Genomic DNA, 16,220 nt, shown 5'->3' with positions numbered 1-16,220 from the left:
CCCGCGCAGGCCAGCGCCGGAACCAACCATCAGGCATACGGAGAAGCCATGAACGCCTATCAACTTTGTCCGCAGCGCTACTTTGAGGATTTCGAACTCGGAGAGCACTTCAACCTGCCGTCCCGCACCATGACCGACGCGCTGTTCGCGGCGTTCCAGCTGGCAAGCGGGGACAACCATCCGGTTCACTACGACGTCGAGTACTGCCGTGCTCACGGCATGCCGCACATGCTGGCGCACGGATTCCAGGTCGTGATCCAGACTGCCGCGGGGGCGGGCCTGTTTCCCCATATGGTCGAGGAGTCCCTGAAGGGCTTCATCGAGCAGAGCAGCCGCTTCCTCGCGCCTGTCTACGTCGGCGATACGTTGTACTGCCGCCTCACCGTCACCGAGCTGGTTCCCGGCCGTACGACCGGCGTGCTGGCGATGCGGTCGGAGGTGCGCAACCAGAACGACGTTTGCGTCATGGAGGGGACGCAAAGGTACTTGCTGCGCAAGCGCGTGCCGGGCAGCAACGGGGACTGACGGGAGGTCAGCCTCCGCTGCCGGCCAGGACCGTCAGGCTGCCTGAGCCACGGGCAGGCAGACCTTCAGCAGCGTCTGCAAGCGCAGCTTGTCGAGGTGCCGGCCGATAAACACGAACTTGCTTTGCGCGGCTTCCGGCCCCCAGGCGTCGGCGGGATGAAAATCCATCAGCCGGTGCACGGCTTGCAGCACGTAGCGGCGGTCATCGCCCTCCACGGCCACGATCCCCTTCATCCGGAACACATCGTCCCCTTGCGCCGCGAGCAGTGCCTTCAGGCCGTGCTCCAGGCGCTGGCGGTCGAACGGCTGGTCGAACACCAGCGATACGGACGTGACCGACGGATCGTGGCGGTGGCCATGCGCGTCGTCATCGTGCACGTGGTCGCAATGCTCGTCGCACACGTGGTCGTGATGGTCGTGGTCGTGCGCATGTTCGTGGTGGTCATCGTGCGCGTCCGCCTGGATCGTGCCCGTGGTAAAGCCGCCGATGCCGAGGATCTTGCCCAGGTCCACCTGGGCAAAGTTTGAGCGCAGGATCTGCGCGCCCTCGTTCAGCCGGTGGATGCGTGCCTCCAGCCTGTCGAGCTGCGCGGCGTTCACCAGGTCGGTCTTGTTGAGGATCACGCGGTCGGCCGCCACGATCTGGTCGACGGCCTGGTTGTCGAAGCCGGTCAGCTGAGGGTCATCGAGGTGGCTTTCGATATGCACCGCGTCCACCAGCGTCAGGATGCCGTCGAGCGTGACCTGCTTGGCGACTTCATTGTCCATGAAGAAGGTGGCCGCCACCGGCGTGGGATCGGCCAGGCCGCTGGTCTCGACCAGGATATGGTCGAAGCGCTCGGGCTGCTCCAGCAGCTTCTGCAGGATGCGCACGAGGTCGGTGCGCACATCGACCACGCAGCAGATGCAGCCGTTGGTCATCTGGTAGATCTCCTCGTCGGAGGTCATCACCAGGTCGGAATCGACATCGACCTCGCCGAACTCGTTTTCGATCACGGCGATGCGGTGGCCGTGCTTCTGCGTCAGGATGTGGTTGAGCAGCGTCGTCTTGCCCGAGCCGAGGAAGCCGGTAAGGATGGTGACCGGGACGGGCGGCTGTTGTGCGACGGCAGGTGCGTTCATGTTGTCTCCTGATTTGTACCAGTTGGGTACTGCGTTCCCCGCAATCGCGGGGCGAAAGTTCTCGTGTTCTCTTCAGGCGGTGGCCACGTTGGGGCGCAAGCCTTGCCAGCGTTCCACCAGCCCGTCGTGCGGCACGTCGAACAGGTCCAGCACGCGCCCCACGGTGTGGTTGACGATGTCGTCCACTGACTGCGGATGTGTGTAGAAGGCCGGCACCGGCGGCAGCACGATGGCGCCCATCTCGGTCACCGTGGTCATGTTGCGCAGGTGCACCAGGTGAAAGGGCGTCTCGCGCGCCAGCAGCACCAGCCGGCGGCGCTCCTTGAGCATCACGTCGGCGGCGCGGGTGACGAGGTTGTCGGCAAGCCCGGTGGCGATGGCGGCCAGCGTGCGCATGGAGCACGGCGCCACCACCATGCCGTCGCAGCGGAACGAGCCGCTGGCGATGGTGGCGCCGATATCGCGCACGTTGTGCACCACGTCGGCCATGGCTTCGATCTGCGGGCGCTGCAGGCCCAGCTCATGGTGCGCGGTCAGCAGGCCGGACGGGGAGCAGACCAGGTGGGTCTCCCAGCCGTCCAGCGCCGACAGTGCCTGCAGCAAGCGCACGCCGTACACCGCGCCGCTGGCGCCGGTGATGGCGACCACCAGGCGTTGCTTGCGGGTCATGGGGTGGCGCCTTCCTTCGCTGCCTTCTCCGCCAGTGCCTGCAGCACTTGCTCTGGCTTGATCGGGTAGTGCCGGAAGCGCACGCCGATGGCATCGAACACCGCATTGGCAATCGCCGGTCCGATCGCGACGATCGGGTCCTCGCCCACGCCCTTGGCGCCGAACGGGCCGCCGGGGTCGGGCGCCGCCTCCAGGATCACCGTGTGGATGGGCGGCATGTCCATCGCCAGCGGCATCTTGTAGTCGACGAAGTTGGCGTTGAGCGAGCGCCCGGTGCGCATGTCGATCTGGTAGTCCTCATACAGCGTATGGCCGATGCCTTGCTGGATGCCGCCTTCGATCTGCCCTGCGGCAGCCACCGGGTGGATCACCTTGCCGACGTCATGCACCGGCACCACCTGCTGCACGGTGATGAAGCCGGTTTCGGTATCGACCGCCACCTCGACGAAATGCGCGGCGAATGAATACGACTTGGTCGGGTGATAGGTGGCGGTGCCCACCAGCTGCGCGGCGGGGATGCCCTTGCGCGGCATCACGGCCTCGCGCACGGTCAGGGTCGGGCCGTCGCGGTCGCGCACGGCGATCACGCCGGCGGTGAGCGTCAGGGCCTCGGGCTCGCATTCCATCAGCTTGGCCGCGCGATCGAACAGCTGGCGCTTGATCTCGCCCGCCGCCATCTGCGCGGCCTTGCCGACCATATAGGTGGTGTGGCTGGCAAAGGCGCCGATGTCCCAGGGCACCACGTCGGTATCGCCGTGCACGACCGCCACCGCTTCGAACGGCAGGGTCAGTTCTTCTGCCACGATCTGGGCGAGGGCGGTATGCGCACCGGTACCCAGCCCGGCCGCGCCGGTCAGCAGCACCACGGTGCCATCCTCATTCATCTTGATGATGGCGTTGCCCTGTTCCTTGATGCCGGGATAGGCGCTGCTGCCGTGCATCTCGCAGCCCAGGCCCCAGCCGGTGCGGATCGGGCCGCTGGTGTCGCGCGGGCGGCGGCGCAGCGCGGGCCAGTCGACCAGTTCCATGCCCTTCTCGATGCAGGCCTCCAGGCCGTGCCCGATCAGCGGATGGTTGGACGGCGCAATGTCGCCTTCGCGCACGGCGTTCTTCAGCTTCAGCCCGGCGGGGTCCAGGCCCAGGTGCTCGGCGGCCTCGTCCATCTGCACGTCGAGCGCGTAATAGGTCTGCACCACGCCATAGCCGCGGAAGGCGCCGGCGATGGGGCTGTTGGTGTAGACGCAGCGGCCTTCGAGCAGCACGTTGTCGCAGCGGTACAGCGAGACCATGGCGGCAGTGCCGACATTGGTCACGCCCGGGCCGTGCGAGCCATAGGCGCCGGAGTTGAACACCACCTTGGCCTGGCGCGCGGTGATGGTGCCGTCGTTGCGGAAGCCTTGCTTGAGCCAGATCTTCGCCGGATGGCGCGTGCGGCCGCCGAGGAAGGTTTCCTCGCGCGTGTATTCCATGCGCACCGGGCGGCGCGTCTCGCGCGCCAGCAGCGCGCACAGGAACTCCTGCTGGAACAGGTCCTGCTTGGCGCCGAAGCCGCCGCCCATGTGGTCGACCAGCACGCGCACCTTGTGCAGCGGCAGGCCCAGCACCTCGGCCATGATGCCGCGCACCATGAAGGCGGTCTGGGTGGAGATCCACACCGTCAGGTTGCCGTTGCCGTCCCAGCTGGTGGTGCAGACGTTGGGCTCCATGTAGGCGGGGGTGGGACGGCCGCCTTCGTAGATGCCTTCGAGGATGAAGTCCGCCTCGGCAAAGCCCGCTTCCACGTCGCCGCGTTTGATGATCACCGGCGGCAGCACCAGGTTGCCGCCGGGTTCGCGGTCGTGGATGCGCGGGGCGTCGGAGCGCTCGGCGTCCTCGGTGGTGAAGACGGCGGGCAGCGTTTCGTATTCGACTTCGATCAGCTCGACCGCGCGCTCCGCGATCTCTTCGCTGATGGCGGCCACCGCGGCCACGCCTTCGCCCCAGTAGCGCACCTTGTCGTCCAGGATGTACTGATCGCAGGTCACCGAGGCGGAGCGCGGGTGGGGCGAGCCGGCGTGCAGCACGCGCGGCACGTTCTCATGGGTCAGCACGGCCTTGACACCTGGCAATGCCAGCGCACGCGAGGTGTCGATGCGGCGGATTTTCGCGTGCGCGAGGTTGCAGCGCTTCATCTTGCCGAACAGCAGGCCGGGGAAGGGCATGTCGGCAACGTATCTGGCGTTGCCGGTGACCTTGTCGAGCAGGTCGGTGCGCTTGACGCTGTGTCCGATCACGGCGTGGGTCATCATGCCTCCTCGCTGGCGCGGGCCTTGCAGCCCGCGAATTCCATGGCCTCGGCGGTCCTCTCGATGGCCTCGATGATCTTGGTGTAGCCGGTGCAGCGGCAGATATTGCCAGCAATGGCAAAGCGGATTTCGTCGCGCGTGGGACGCGGGTTCTCGTCCAGCAGCGCCTTGGCCATCACCACGAAGCCCGGCGTGCAGAAGCCGCACTGCGCGGCGCCGCACTGCATGAACTGCTCCTGGATCGGGTGCACGGTGTCGGGCGCGGGCTGCACGCCTTCGATGGTGGTGATGTGGCAGCCGTGCGCTTCGGGCGCCAGCACCAGGCAGGAATTCATCGGCTGGCCGTCGATGATGACGGTGCATGAACCGCATTCGCCCACGTCGCAGCCCTTCTTGGTGCCGGTCAGGCAGGCGTCGTTGCGCAGGGCGTCGAGCAGCGTGCCGTGCGGCTCCACCGCCAGTTCGCGCGGCTCGCCGTTGATGACGAGTTCGATCATTTTTCGCATGTTGCGGCCTCCAGGGCTTGTTCCAGGGCGCGGCGGGTCAGCACGCCGACCATCTGCCGCCGGTAGGCTTCGCTGGCGCGCACGTCGCTGATGGGGCGGGCTTCGCCCATGGCGGCGTGCGCGGCCTGCAGGATCAGGGCATCCGTCACGCGCTGGCCGCGCAGCACCTGCTCGGCACGCACGGCGCGTACCGGGGTCGGGCCGACCGCTGCCAGCACAATGCCGACCTCGGCGCAGTGGCCGTTCTCGACTGTCAGCGATACCGCCACGCCGACGGTGGCCAGTTCCATCTGCACGCGGCGGCCATGCTTGAGGTAGACCTTGCCGGTGTGGGCGCGCGGCGCCGGCACGGTGATGCGGGTGACGATCTCGTCCGGCGCGATGGCGGTCTTGCCGACGCCGGTGACGAAGTCCTCGACGCGCAGCTCGCGCGAGCCGGACAGGCCATACAGGTGCACCGAAGCACCGTCCGCCACCAGCGGCGCGATCGAATCGGCCGACGGTGACGCGCGGCAGACGTTGCCCACCACGGTGGCGCGATGGCGCACCTGGATCGAGGCGAAGTCCGTCACGGCTTTCGCCAGGCTGGCGTAGTGGCGCTGCACGAAGCCCGAGGTCTCCACCGCGCGCGTGGTCACCAGCGCGCCGATGCGCAGGCCGTTGACGGGGTCGAACGTCAGCACGTCCATGCCCGGGATCTTCTTGATGTTGATCACCTGCTCGGGCTTGCGCACGGACTCCTTGATCTGGACCAGCAGGTCCGTGCCGCCGGCCAGCACGCTGGCCTTGCCGCCGCACCGGTGCAGCATGGCCGAGGCTTCCGCCAGCGTTGCCGGTTCGAAATATTCAAACGCTCTCATTGCTCCTCCTGGTCTGTGCCATCGGCGTCTGCCTGTCGTGTGGGGCGCGCACCGTTGAAGTCATCATGGGCGGATGGGCTTCATCGGTAAAGGCCCGGAAACGGATTAATTGATCGTGTTACCCTCTGAATCAGACGCGCCGGCCAACCTGGCAAAACAAGCGCGCACCCCGACATCCCGGAGGTAGACAACGTGCCCAACATCAGCAACATGAACGTGTCGCTGCGCCAGCTGCGCGCGTTCATCGCCGTGGCGCAGGAGCGCCACTTCACCCGCGCGGCCGAGAAGCTGGACCTGTCGCAGTCGTCGGTCAGCGCGCTGATCCACGAGCTGGAAGGCAACCTCGGCCTGAAGCTGTTTGACCGCCACACGCGCCAGCTGCACATCACACAGGCGGGCGCGGAGCTGTTGCCGCTGGTGAAGAAGGCGGTGGCCGATATCGACAGCGTGATCGAGAACTCCAGCGAGCTGCGCACGCTGGGTCGCGGGCGCGTGTCGATCTCGGCGTCGTCGATCCAGGCGGCGCTGATGCTGCCGCGCGTGATCCGCGAGTTCTGCGTGAGCCATCCCGGCGTGAAGGTGGAACTGCACGACGTGTCCGAGCATGAGGTGACCAAGATGGTCAGCTCGGGCGAGGTGGATTTCGGCATCGGCACCATCCCAGAGGGCCAGCCCGACCTGAGCGCGCAGCGGCTGATGTCCGATCCCTTCGTGATCGTGATGCCGGCGCATCATCCGTTGCGCCGGCGCAAGACGCTGCGCTGGGAAGACGTGGCGGGCCTGCCCGTGATCGGGCCGCACAAGGGCAACCCGATCCGCGACTGCCTGGATACCGCGCTGGCCGCGCGCGGCATTTCGCTGCAGCGGGTGCACGAGGTGTTCCTGCCGCTGACCATGGTGGGCATGGTGGATGCCGGGCTGGGCATCGCGGTGATGAGCGCGGCGGTCACGCGGCTGACTTCCGCGCTGGGGCTGGCCACGGTGATGCCGACCGATCCGGTGATCCACCGCGAGATCTCGCTGCTGGTGCACGCGGACCGGTCGCTGTCACCGCCGGCCCAGGCTTTCCGCGATCTGCTGATGCGCTATCGCGCCAAGCTGGCCGACGCAGGCTGACTACTTCATGCCGGTTCCTTCGCCAGCCCGTGGGCCTGGGGGACCGGCGAGCGGGCGTTGAACAGCAGGTTCAGCAGCACCGCGGTCAGCGTGCCGAGCAGGATGCCGTTCTGGCAGAACTTGGCCAGCAGCTCCGGCATCTGCGCGAAGAACTTGTCCGACACCAGCGGGATCATGCCCAGCGCCACGCTGACGGCGACGATATAGGCGTTCTTCTTGTTCTCGACAAAGTCCACATGGCCGAGGATGCGCACGCCCGTGGCAGCCACCATGCCGAACATCACCAGCGCCGCGCCGCCCAGCACATATTGCGGGATCGAGGCGGCAAAGAAGGCGAGCTTGGGCAGGCAGCCCAGCACGATCAGAATGCCGCCGGCGGTGGCGCAGACCCAGCGGCTGCGCACGCCGGTGACCTGCACCAGCCCCACGTTCTGCGCGTACGAGGTGTAGGTGAAGGTGTTGAACACCGCTCCCACCAGCGCGCCCACGCCGTCGGCACGCAGGCCGCGCGCGAGGTCGTCGCTGCCCACCGGGCGGCCCACGATTTCGCCCAGCGCCAGGAACTGGCCCACGCCCTCGATCATGATCACGATCATCACCACGCACAGCGTGACCGCGGTCATGGCATCGAAGGTGGGCCAGCCGAAGTGGAAGGGCGTGATGAACTCCACCCAGTGCGCGTTGTGCAGGCCGTCGAAGTTGACCTTGCCCAGCGACAGCGCGATCACGAAGCCCACCGCGATGCCGATCAGCACCGCCACGTTGCACAGGAAACCCCTGGCAAAGGCCACCAGCGCCAGCACCGTGCACAGCACCGCGGTGGCGATGGCGATGTTCACCGGCAGGCCGAAGTTGGGATTGGGCACGGGGCCGGCCGCCGTGTTGATGGTCGGGTTGCCGCCCGCCGCCCAGTTGATGCCGACGCGCATCAGCGAGACGCCGATCACCAGCACCACCGTGCCGGTCACTACCGGCGGGAACCAGCGCACCATCTTGCCGACATAGGGCGCGGCAATGTAGGTGAAGATGCCCGCCACCATCACCGCGCCGAACACGGCCGGCAGGCCCAGCGACGGATTGGAGCCGGTGGCGATGATCGGCGCGATGGCGGTGAAGGTGACGCCCATCATCACCGGCAGGCGGATGCCGACCTTCCAGATGCCGATGCTCTGGATCATCGTCACCAGGCCGCAGCAGAACAGGTCCGCGGCGATCAGGAAGGCCACCTGGTCCTTGGGCAGCTTGAGGGCGCCGCCGATGATCATCGGCACGGCAATGGCGCCGGCATACATCACCAGCACGTGCTGCAGGCCAAGGGCCAGCAGGCGGGGCGGGGGCAGGACCTCGTCGACGGGATGCACGGGGGCATTCCCTTGCGTAGGCAGGGTGGGGTTCATGCTGTCTCCTTTGGTCGGTATCACGCCGGTTGCGCATTGCGCTAACGTGTCGCCAAGGTCGCCGGCGTTTCCTCTTCGGGATGGTCAGTTGCCATCCTCTCGTGCGAAGCCCGCGCCTGTCCTGTCTTATAAGTCAGCATGACAGCGGCGGCGGGAAGGTACAACGTTTGGGGCGGATTTATCGATCGGGTGAAACGATGAATCCGCCAGTTTCAGCGGGTTATCCCTTACGGCATGTGGGAGCCCGCGCGTTCCAGCCGCTTCAGCAGTGCTGCCGCGCGCGCCATCGCGGCAGGGTCGATGCGCGCGCGGATACCGTCGAAGGCAGGTCCGCGCGTGGCGTCCAGCCCCATGCGTGACGTGGTGCCCACACCCGAGGCCGAGGGGTCGAGTGCGCTGCCAGGCAGGCCGTCGACCACCACCACGTCCAGGTGCGGTTGCAGGTGTGTGGCCATCGCCCACAGCACTTCTTCATCGCGGGTGATGTCGACGTCCTCATCCACCGCGACCACCGTCTTCAGGTACGGATCCCAGCCGAGCAGGCCCAGCATCACCTGGCGCGCCTCGCCTGGGCGGCTCTGGCGCAACGCCACGTAGGCGTGGAAGTGCGTACCGGAGCTGGGGTAGTGCACGGCGGTGACGCCGGGAAAGCGCTCCCTGAGCTTTTCGACCATCTCCGATTCACGCGGGATGCGGCCCAGGTTCAGGTGTTCGGCCGAGTTGCCGCCGACCACGTCGACCAGCCATGCATCGGTGCGGCGCATCACGCTTTCCACGCGCAACAGGTTGTTGGTTGAACGGTCCGACGAATAGCCGGTGAATTCACCGAAGGGGCCTTCGTCGACGCGCGCTTCGGGATCGATCACGCCTTCAAGCACGATCTCCGCATGCGCTGGCACCAGGATGCCGTGGCGCGGTGTGCGTACCGCTTCCAGCGGCGCGCCGAACAGGCCGCCGGCAACGTGGCGCTCGTCCACGCCGTAGGGCAGCCGCGTGGCGCCGGCCAGCATGAACAGCGGATGCGCGCCGATCACCATGGCCACCGGCAGGGGCCGGCCCAGTTCGGTGGCGCGCTGCTGCATGCGCCACAGGTGCCCGCGCGAATGGAGGCTGGTGGCGATCTCGGTGGGCGAGTGCAGCATCGAGCGGTGGTAGCTGGCGTTGCCGATACCGGTGTCGGGATCTTCCGCGATCAGGATCGCGTTGGTGATGTAGGGGCCGCGGTCGCTGGCGAAGTGCTTGATCGCCGGGATCGTGCGCAGGTCGATGTGTTCAGTCTCGACATGGCCGGTGACGGCGCCGCTGTCCAGCACGCGCGGCGCCACCATGCGGCGGCTGCGGGCCTGGTATTCGGCATGGATGCCGGCGGGCGCCACGCCGCCCAGCATGCGCCCCACGCGCTCGCGCGAGGCAAAGAGGTTGGTCGCCAGCGACGTGCCCAGCCCTTCGACGTGGTCGAACAGCAAGGCCGGATGGCGGCCCTGCGCGGCCAGCGCCCACACCAGTGCGGTCGGGTCCTGGTCGGCGCCGACCGGCTCGCGGATATGCAGCACGTCTTCGGGAAAGGCCTCGCGGTAGGCGGCCAGGAACTGGTGGAAGTCCTGCGAGGTGTCGTGAAACGGCTTGCGCGCCGATGCCGCTGAGGCGAAGGGCGCTGAGGGTGAGTTCATGGATCGGCTCCTGTGGTCAGGGTTGGCCAGGGCGAAGGCTGCCCCGGCGGCCGGGAATGGTCCCGGCCGCCGTGCCGTGCCTGCCTGCCGAACAGCTATCGGCTAGCGACTACGTGTCAGCGCGTGCTGGCGTACGTATCCTTCAGCCGCGCCAATGCCTCTTGCTGCGTCTTGGGCGGCGCCGTGGTCTCGATGCCGACCAGCCGGGCGATGTTGTTGCCCATGTAGTCCTCCAGCCCGTCCTCGTCCAGGTCCATGCCCTGCGGCGCGGGGCCGCACAGCATCTCCAGCTCGCGCAGCCACATGCCGGGCTCGTTGGGCGGGGTGTCGGTGCCGAACACGATCTTGTCGCGCGGCAGCTGGCGCGCGAACTCGACGATGCGCGACTGGAAGCACCAACCAGATTCGCAATACACGTTGGGCGTGTCCATTGCCATCCAGAAGGCCTCGAACGAGTAGTTGCCGCCGGTCTGGATGCCGAAGTGGCCGATGATGAAATTGACCATCGGGAATTCGCGGATGATCGGGTAGAACATCGTCGGGATGGTGTACGGGCCGTCGCCGGTGTGGATCAGCACCACCACGTTGTACTTGGCGCAGACCTTCATCGCCGGGCGCAGCCAGTCCAGCGCGCGGTCGGGGCGGTAGCCGTGCATGTTGGCATGCAGCTTGAGCATCTTGAAGCCGTATTCCTTGACGTGGAATTCCAGCTCCTGCGCGCCTTCTTCCGGGCCCCAGCGCGGGTTGAAGGTGAAGTTGCCGATAAAGCGGTCGGGGTACTTCTGGCAGAGCTCCGCGATATAGGCCATGTAGTCGCGGATGCCTTCGCGCCCGCGGCGGTTGCCGTCGCGGTAGCCGGTGTTGCCCGGCGGCGGCTGGATAAAGCCCATGTCGATGCGGCGCGGCTTGCCGTTGATCATGTAGGGGCCGTCCATCATCTTGAGCATGCGCTCGCCGTTGAAGGGCTCGCCGGTGTGGCGCCAGGCCTCGTCGACGAGATTGGTCGGGTGCAGATGGGTATCGATAATCATGTTGTGTGCTCCGGAGTCCGTTGTCGGTGGCGCGGGCTTGTGTGCGCTTACGCGGCCAGGCGTGCTTTCGCTTCTTCGAGCGTGCGCGGGACCGGCGTCGGTTCCAGGCCGATCATCCGGGCGACGTTGTTGCCGAGGTAGTCCTCCAGCGTGTCTTCATCCAGGTTCAGGCCCTGGGGCGGCTCGAAGCACAGCACTTCCAGCAGGCGCAGCCACATGCCGGGCTCGTTGGGCGGGGTGTCGGAGCCGAACAGGATCTTGTGCTTGGGCAGCACCTTGGCGAACTCGACGATGCGCGACTGCAGGCACCAGCCCGATTCGCAGTACACGTTGGGCATGTCCATGGCCATCTGGAACGGCTCGAAGCAATACACGCCGCCGGTCTGCACGCCGAAGTGGGCCATGATGAAGTTCACCGTCGGGAACTCCTTCATCATCGGCACCCATTCGGTCGGGATGCTGTAGGGGCCGTCGCCGGTATGCAGCTTGACCAGCACGCCCAGCTCGGCGCACTTCTGCAGCGCCGGGCGCAGCCAGTCGAGGGCACGGTCCGGGCGGTAGGCATGCATGTTGGCCTGGAACTGGACCATCTTGAAGCCCAGCTTCCTGACGTAGTGCTCCATGGCATTGACGCCGTTCTCGACGCCGCAGCGCGGGTTGTAGACGAAGCAGCCGATAAAGCGTTCCGGGTACTTATTCACCATCTCCGCGGTGTAGGCCATGTACGCGTCGATAGACTCGCTGCCTGACTTCACGCCGTCGGTGTAGGTGTAGATGGTGTTGCCCTGCGGGGGCTGGATAAAGGCTTTATCGATGCGGCGCGGCTTGCCGTTGATGGTGAACGGGCCGTCCATCATCTGGATCAGGCGCTCGCCGGTGAACGGGTCGCCGTCGTGGCGCCAGGCCAGGTCCACCAGGTTGGTCGGATAACAGCTGGTGTCGATGATCATGGGAGATCCCCTAACAATGACTAGGTTGGACACGCATGCGGCGGGCGTGCGCGAACAACGCCGCGGGGCCGGCCTTGCATGCTGCTATCGGGAGTCTTTGTCAGGGGAGCTGTTGGACCACTGCGCCACCGACGAAACACTCCGTCAGTGAGCAATCTCCAGTTGAACCTCGCGGCATTGCACCGCTGCTGTCCAATCGACCGCTTCTACCCACGCGCTCTTTATACATAGCGCCCGAGCGTTGCGTCAAGCGCATCATGTGTTGCGCCGCACGAACAGCGGGTGCACGTGCATTCCAACCATGGTACGAATCCGCTACATTGCAAGAACCGTGGTGGCAGGCCCGCCGGCGCGGGGCAGGGAGAACTCGGGCCGATTGCTTTGAACGGGGTTTATCACGGGGAAGGGGTGAAAACATGCACGGCAACTTTGCGGTGATGGCGGGGGCCATGCTGTCTGTTGCGCTGTCAATGGCGCTGGGCGGCTGCGGCGGGGATGGGGGCCAGACGGAAATGGTGTCGCCGACTGCGACGACCACGGCGGCCACGACAACGAAATACGGGGTAACGGCAACCACCACCAGCGCCACCACGCGCTGGGCACCGGCGCTCACCGACACCTGGCAGATCCAGCTGACCGGCAAGCTCAACACCAGCTATGCGGTGACCGCCTACGACTTCGACCTGTTCGATACGCCGCAGGCCACCATCGCCGCGCTCAAGGCCCAGGGCCGGCGCGTGATCTGCTATTTCTCCGCGGGCAGCTCCGAGGACTGGCGCCCCGACTACAACCAGTTTGCCGCCGCCGACATGGGCGCGCCGCTGTCAGGCTGGGCGGGCGAGCGCTGGCTGGACACGCGCTCGGCCAACGTGCGCCGCATCATGCAGGCGCGCATGGACCTGGCGGTCAGCAAGGGCTGCGACGCGGTCGATCCGGACAATGTCGATGGCTATACCAACAGCACCGGCCTGCCGCTGACGGCCGAGACCCAGCTCGACTACAACCGCTTCCTGGCGGCCGAGGCGCATGCGCGCGGGCTGGCGGTGGGGCTGAAGAACGATGTGGAGCAGGTGGCCGACCTGGCGGCAAGCTTCGATTTCGCCATCAACGAGCAGTGCTTCCAGTACCGGGAGTGCGGCGCCTATACGGCGTTCACGGGGCAGGGCAAGCCGGTGTTCCAGATCGAGTACGCCACCAAGTACAGGGACGCGGCCACGCGCGCCGGGCTGTGCGCCAAGGCGCAGGCCGCCAACCTGCGCACGCTGGTGCTGCCCAAGACGCTGAACGGCTCGTTCCGCTACGCCTGCGACGCCTGAGTGCCTGCGCCGGCGGGGGCAGCGCGTTCCAGCTCCCGCCAGGCCAGGTAGAGCCGGGTATCGAATTCCAGCTGGTGGTAGCGCGGCTCCATGTGTTCACAGAGCCGGTAGAAGGCCTTGTCGTGATCGCTCTCTTTCAGGTGGGCGAGTTCGTGCACGACGATCATGCGCAGGAATTCCGGCGGCGCTTCCTTGAACAGCGACGCCACGCGGATTTCCTTCTTGGCCTTGAGCTTGCCGCCCTGCACGCGCGAGATCGCAGTGTGCAGGCCCAGCGCACGCTGGGCCGAATCGAGGCGCGCATCGAAGCCGACCTTGTGCAGCGGCGGCGCGCTGCGCAGGTATTCCTGCTTGATGTCCGTGGTGTATTCGTACAGCGCGCGGTCGGTCTGCACGGTGTGGCGCCCGGGGTAGCGCCGGGCGATATGGTCCCCGAGCCGGCCGGCGGCGATCAGCTCGCGCACCTGGTCCAGCACGCCGGGCGGGTAGCCGCCCAGAAAGCGCATCGGGTCCTTGCCGGCGGGGCGCCAGGTTTCAGTCACGGCAGTGGCCTGCTCAGTGGTGGTGGTGATGGTGGTGCATCCAGCTGTTGTCCAGCGAGTTGACGAAGGACTCGACCGCATCCTTGTCGCCGGTGGCGTGGCGCATCATCTCGCCGCACTTGCAGAAGCCCTGGTATGGGGTGATGTGCGAGCAGGCCGACGTCTTTTGCAGGTACAGCGTGACGGGTTTGGTGCACTTCTTGCACTTGAACTTCAGGGTCAGGGCGGGTTTGCTCATGGCGATGGCTTGGGAAGTCGGCGAAAAATCGAACCTGTCATTGTACCGGCCAGGGCGGAATCAAGCAGGACCGCCTCAGCGCGCCGCACCTGCCTGATACACTCCCGCCATTCCCGAACAACCCTCCAACACGCACCCATGGCACAGTACGTTTTCACCATGAACCGCGTGGGCAAGATCGTCCCGCCCAAGCGTCACATCCTGAAGGACATCTCGCTGTCGTTCTTTCCCGGCGCCAAGATCGGCGTGCTGGGCCTGAACGGCTCGGGCAAGTCCACGCTGCTCAAGATCATGGCCGGCCTCGACAAGGAAATCGAGGGCGAAGCCACGCCGATGCCCAACCTGAACATCGGCTACCTGCCGCAGGAACCGCAGCTCAATCCCGAGCAGACCGTGCGCGAGTCGGTGGAAGAGGCCCTGGGCGGCGTGTTCGAGGCGCGCAAGAAGCTCGACGAGATCTACGCGGCCTATGCCGAGCCGGACGCCGACTTTGACGCGCTGGCCGCCGACCAGGCCAAGTACGAAGCCATCCTGGCCGCCAGCGACGGCAACAATGTCGAACTGCAGCTGGAAATCGCCGCCGACGCGCTGCGCCTGCCGCCGTGGGAGGCAACGATCGGCAACCTGTCCGGCGGTGAAAAGCGCCGAGTGGCGCTGTGCCGCCTGCTGCTGTCGCGCCCCGACATGCTGCTGCTGGACGAGCCGACCAACCACCTGGATGCGGAATCGGTGGAATGGCTGGAACAGTTCCTGACGCGCTTCCCGGGCACCGTGGTGGCCGTGACCCACGACCGCTACTTCCTCGACAACGCCGCCGAGTGGATCCTGGAACTGGACCGCGGCCAGGGCATCCCCTGGAAGGGCAACTACAGCTCGTGGCTGGACCAGAAGGAAGCGCGCCTGAAGCAGGAAGAGGCCAGCGAATCGGCACGCCAGAAGGCCCTGCACAAGGAACTGGAGTGGGTGCGCCAGAACCCGAAGGGCCGCCAGGCCAAGTCCAAGGCGCGTCTGGCCCGCTTTGACGAACTGAACAGCCAGGACTACCAGAAGCGCAACGAAACCCAGGAAATCTTCATCCCGGTGGGTGAGCGCCTGGGCAACGAGGTGATCGAGTTCGACGGCGTGAGCAAGGGCTACGGCGACCGCCTGCTGATCGACAACCTCAGCTTCAAGGTGCCGCCGGGCGCCATCGTCGGCATCATCGGCCCGAACGGCGCCGGCAAGTCGACCTTCTTCCGCATGCTGACCGGCAAGGAACAGCCCGACAGCGGCGAGATCAGGATCGGGCCGACCGTGAAGATGGCGTTCGTCGACCAGAGCCGCGATGCGCTCGATGGCACCAAGACCGTGTTCGAAGAGATCTCGGGCGGCTCCGACATCCTGACGGTGGGCAGGTACGAAACGCCGTCGCGCGCCTATATCGGCCGCTTCAACTTCAAGGGCGGCGACCAGCAGAAGCAGGTCGGCACGCTGTCGGGCGGCGAACGCGGCCGCCTGCACATGGCCAAGACGCTGATCGCTGGCGGCAACGTGCTGCTGCTGGACGAACCGTCCAACGACCTCGACGTGGAAACGCTGCGGGCGCTGGAAGATGCGCTGCTGGAATTCGCGGGCTGCGTGATGGTGATCTCGCACGATCGCTGGTTCCTGGACCGGATTGCTACCCACATCCTGGCGTTCGAGGGCGACTCGCATGTGGAGTTCTTCCCGGGGAACTACCAGGAGTACGAGGCGGACAAGAAGCGGCGGCTGGGTGAGGAAGGGGCCAAGCCCAAGCGGATTCGATACAAGCCGATTGTGCGGTGATGGGCTCTGTTTGCGATAGAGTGCCGGCCTGCGCGCCTGCACGTTGCTGACAACCTTCACACGCAGCGGGTTTGCTCCCTCTCCCGCTTGCGGGAGAGGGAGCACACAAGTGGCGCTTCGAAACCGAGGCGCCGCCACAAGCAAGGCCCCGACTCAGTTGAGCGGGGCTTTTTGCTTCGCCTCAGCG

At 66.4% G+C, this 16,220-nt stretch carries 15 protein-coding genes; 4 read left to right on the top strand and 11 right to left on the bottom strand.

The genetic code is table 11. The features are described from left to right. The first annotated feature begins 48 nt into the window (after nt 1–48). Nucleotides 49–525, top strand: coding sequence for a MaoC family dehydratase (locus tag AC3WLF_RS22980; protein WP_492320388.1), 477 nt, complete (start codon nt 49–51; stop codon nt 523–525). 33 nt (nt 526–558) lie between these two features. Here AC3WLF_RS22980 and AC3WLF_RS22975 read toward each other — a convergent pair whose 3' ends face one another. From AC3WLF_RS22975 to AC3WLF_RS22955, 5 genes are all read right to left on the bottom strand, one after another. Next, complete coding sequence (locus AC3WLF_RS22975) at nt 559–1,647, bottom strand: CobW family GTP-binding protein (RefSeq protein ID WP_492358882.1); 1,089 nt, start codon at nt 1,645–1,647, stop codon at nt 559–561. A 72-nt stretch (nt 1,648–1,719) separates the two neighbouring features. Further along, nucleotides 1,720–2,316: a UbiX family flavin prenyltransferase gene (locus tag AC3WLF_RS22970; RefSeq protein WP_492353038.1), complete on the bottom strand. Its 597-nt coding sequence runs from the start codon at nt 2,314–2,316 to the stop codon at nt 1,720–1,722. Further along, nucleotides 2,313–4,601, bottom strand: coding sequence for a xanthine dehydrogenase family protein molybdopterin-binding subunit (locus AC3WLF_RS22965; protein ID WP_492358895.1), 2,289 nt, complete (start codon nt 4,599–4,601; stop codon nt 2,313–2,315). The genes AC3WLF_RS22970 and AC3WLF_RS22965 overlap by 4 nt, the downstream gene beginning before the upstream one ends. Beyond that, the gene (locus AC3WLF_RS22960; RefSeq protein WP_492320385.1) at nt 4,601–5,107 is read right to left on the bottom strand and encodes a (2Fe-2S)-binding protein; all 507 of its coding nucleotides are present in this window, start codon (nt 5,105–5,107) and stop codon (nt 4,601–4,603) included. Before AC3WLF_RS22960 ends, AC3WLF_RS22965 begins: the two co-directional genes overlap by 1 nt. Then, a complete protein-coding gene (locus AC3WLF_RS22955; RefSeq protein ID WP_492320384.1) occupies nt 5,095–5,967 on the bottom strand; it encodes an FAD binding domain-containing protein in 873 nt (290 codons plus the stop codon). The genes AC3WLF_RS22960 and AC3WLF_RS22955 overlap by 13 nt, the downstream gene beginning before the upstream one ends. 192 nt (nt 5,968–6,159) lie before the next feature. On the opposite strand from AC3WLF_RS22955, the gene AC3WLF_RS22950 reads away from it, so the two are divergent. Further along, nucleotides 6,160–7,083 (top strand): LysR family transcriptional regulator, encoded by a 924-nt coding sequence (locus tag AC3WLF_RS22950; RefSeq protein WP_492353036.1) that lies wholly within the window; start codon nt 6,160–6,162, stop codon nt 7,081–7,083. A gap of 5 nt (nt 7,084–7,088) precedes the next feature. Here the strand turns inward: AC3WLF_RS22950 and AC3WLF_RS22945 are convergent, their stop codons facing one another. The 4 genes from AC3WLF_RS22945 to AC3WLF_RS22930 form a co-directional block, all read right to left on the bottom strand. Next, nucleotides 7,089–8,480 (bottom strand): nucleobase:cation symporter-2 family protein, encoded by a 1,392-nt coding sequence (locus AC3WLF_RS22945; protein ID WP_492320382.1) that lies wholly within the window; start codon nt 8,478–8,480, stop codon nt 7,089–7,091. A 227-nt stretch (nt 8,481–8,707) separates the two neighbouring features. After that, a complete protein-coding gene (locus tag AC3WLF_RS22940; RefSeq protein ID WP_492320381.1) occupies nt 8,708–10,150 on the bottom strand; it encodes a UbiD family decarboxylase in 1,443 nt (480 codons plus the stop codon). A 116-nt stretch (nt 10,151–10,266) separates the two neighbouring features. Further along, nucleotides 10,267–11,181 carry an amidohydrolase family protein gene (locus tag AC3WLF_RS22935; RefSeq protein WP_153955447.1) on the bottom strand — a complete coding sequence of 305 codons (915 nt, stop codon included), beginning with the start codon at nt 11,179–11,181 and terminating at the stop codon, nt 10,267–10,269. Nucleotides 11,182–11,228: 47 nt separating this feature from the next. Further along, complete coding sequence (locus AC3WLF_RS22930; protein ID WP_492320380.1) at nt 11,229–12,131, bottom strand: amidohydrolase family protein; 903 nt, start codon at nt 12,129–12,131, stop codon at nt 11,229–11,231. Nucleotides 12,132–12,547: 416 nt separating this feature from the next. On the opposite strand from AC3WLF_RS22930, the gene AC3WLF_RS22925 reads away from it, so the two are divergent. Next, complete coding sequence (locus AC3WLF_RS22925; protein ID WP_492320379.1) at nt 12,548–13,447, top strand: endo alpha-1,4 polygalactosaminidase; 900 nt, start codon at nt 12,548–12,550, stop codon at nt 13,445–13,447. Here AC3WLF_RS22925 and AC3WLF_RS22920 read toward each other — a convergent pair. Further along, nucleotides 13,429–13,953: a YgjP-like metallopeptidase domain-containing protein gene (locus tag AC3WLF_RS22920; protein WP_492320447.1), complete on the bottom strand. Its 525-nt coding sequence runs from the start codon at nt 13,951–13,953 to the stop codon at nt 13,429–13,431. The genes AC3WLF_RS22925 and AC3WLF_RS22920 overlap by 19 nt on opposite strands. A gap of 49 nt (nt 13,954–14,002) precedes the next feature. Continuing rightward, nucleotides 14,003–14,227: a hypothetical protein gene (locus tag AC3WLF_RS22915; protein WP_010812270.1), complete on the bottom strand. Its 225-nt coding sequence runs from the start codon at nt 14,225–14,227 to the stop codon at nt 14,003–14,005. A 138-nt stretch (nt 14,228–14,365) separates the two neighbouring features. On the opposite strand from AC3WLF_RS22915, the gene ettA reads away from it, so the two are divergent. After that, entirely contained in the window at nt 14,366–16,033 is a 1,668-nt protein-coding gene (gene ettA, locus AC3WLF_RS22910) for an energy-dependent translational throttle protein EttA (RefSeq protein WP_492320378.1), read from the top strand. Nucleotides 16,034–16,220: the final 187 nt, after the last annotated feature.

The organism is Cupriavidus sp. FW306-01-F10A, from assembly GCF_058782785.1.
Note: the sequence above shows the minus strand (reverse complement) of the source record. Positions and strands in the feature narration are given on the sequence as shown.

Excerpts from the sequence above, each read along its gene's own strand:
- AC3WLF_RS22915 (WP_010812270.1), bottom strand. The coding sequence starts at position 14,227 with ATGAGCAAACCCGCCCTGACCCTGAAGTTCAAGTGCAAGAAGTGCACC.
- AC3WLF_RS22920 (WP_492320447.1), bottom strand. The coding sequence starts at position 13,953 with ATGCGCTTTCTGGGCGGCTACCCGCCCGGCGTGCTGGACCAGGTGCGC.
- AC3WLF_RS22925 (WP_492320379.1), top strand. The coding sequence starts at position 12,548 with ATGCACGGCAACTTTGCGGTGATGGCGGGGGCCATGCTGTCTGTTGCG.
- AC3WLF_RS22955 (WP_492320384.1), bottom strand. The coding sequence starts at position 5,967 with ATGAGAGCGTTTGAATATTTCGAACCGGCAACGCTGGCGGAAGCCTCG.
- AC3WLF_RS22965 (WP_492358895.1), bottom strand. The coding sequence starts at position 4,601 with ATGACCCACGCCGTGATCGGACACAGCGTCAAGCGCACCGACCTGCTC.
- AC3WLF_RS22960 (WP_492320385.1), bottom strand. The coding sequence starts at position 5,107 with ATGCGAAAAATGATCGAACTCGTCATCAACGGCGAGCCGCGCGAACTG.
- AC3WLF_RS22935 (WP_153955447.1), bottom strand. The coding sequence starts at position 11,181 with ATGATTATCGATACCCATCTGCACCCGACCAATCTCGTCGACGAGGCC.
- AC3WLF_RS22940 (WP_492320381.1), bottom strand. The coding sequence starts at position 10,150 with ATGAACTCACCCTCAGCGCCCTTCGCCTCAGCGGCATCGGCGCGCAAG.
- AC3WLF_RS22970 (WP_492353038.1), bottom strand. The coding sequence starts at position 2,316 with ATGACCCGCAAGCAACGCCTGGTGGTCGCCATCACCGGCGCCAGCGGC.
- AC3WLF_RS22975 (WP_492358882.1), bottom strand. The coding sequence starts at position 1,647 with ATGAACGCACCTGCCGTCGCACAACAGCCGCCCGTCCCGGTCACCATC.
- AC3WLF_RS22945 (WP_492320382.1), bottom strand. The coding sequence starts at position 8,480 with ATGAACCCCACCCTGCCTACGCAAGGGAATGCCCCCGTGCATCCCGTC.
- ettA (WP_492320378.1), top strand. The coding sequence starts at position 14,366 with ATGGCACAGTACGTTTTCACCATGAACCGCGTGGGCAAGATCGTCCCG.
- AC3WLF_RS22930 (WP_492320380.1), bottom strand. The coding sequence starts at position 12,131 with ATGATCATCGACACCAGCTGTTATCCGACCAACCTGGTGGACCTGGCC.
- AC3WLF_RS22980 (WP_492320388.1), top strand. The coding sequence starts at position 49 with ATGAACGCCTATCAACTTTGTCCGCAGCGCTACTTTGAGGATTTCGAA.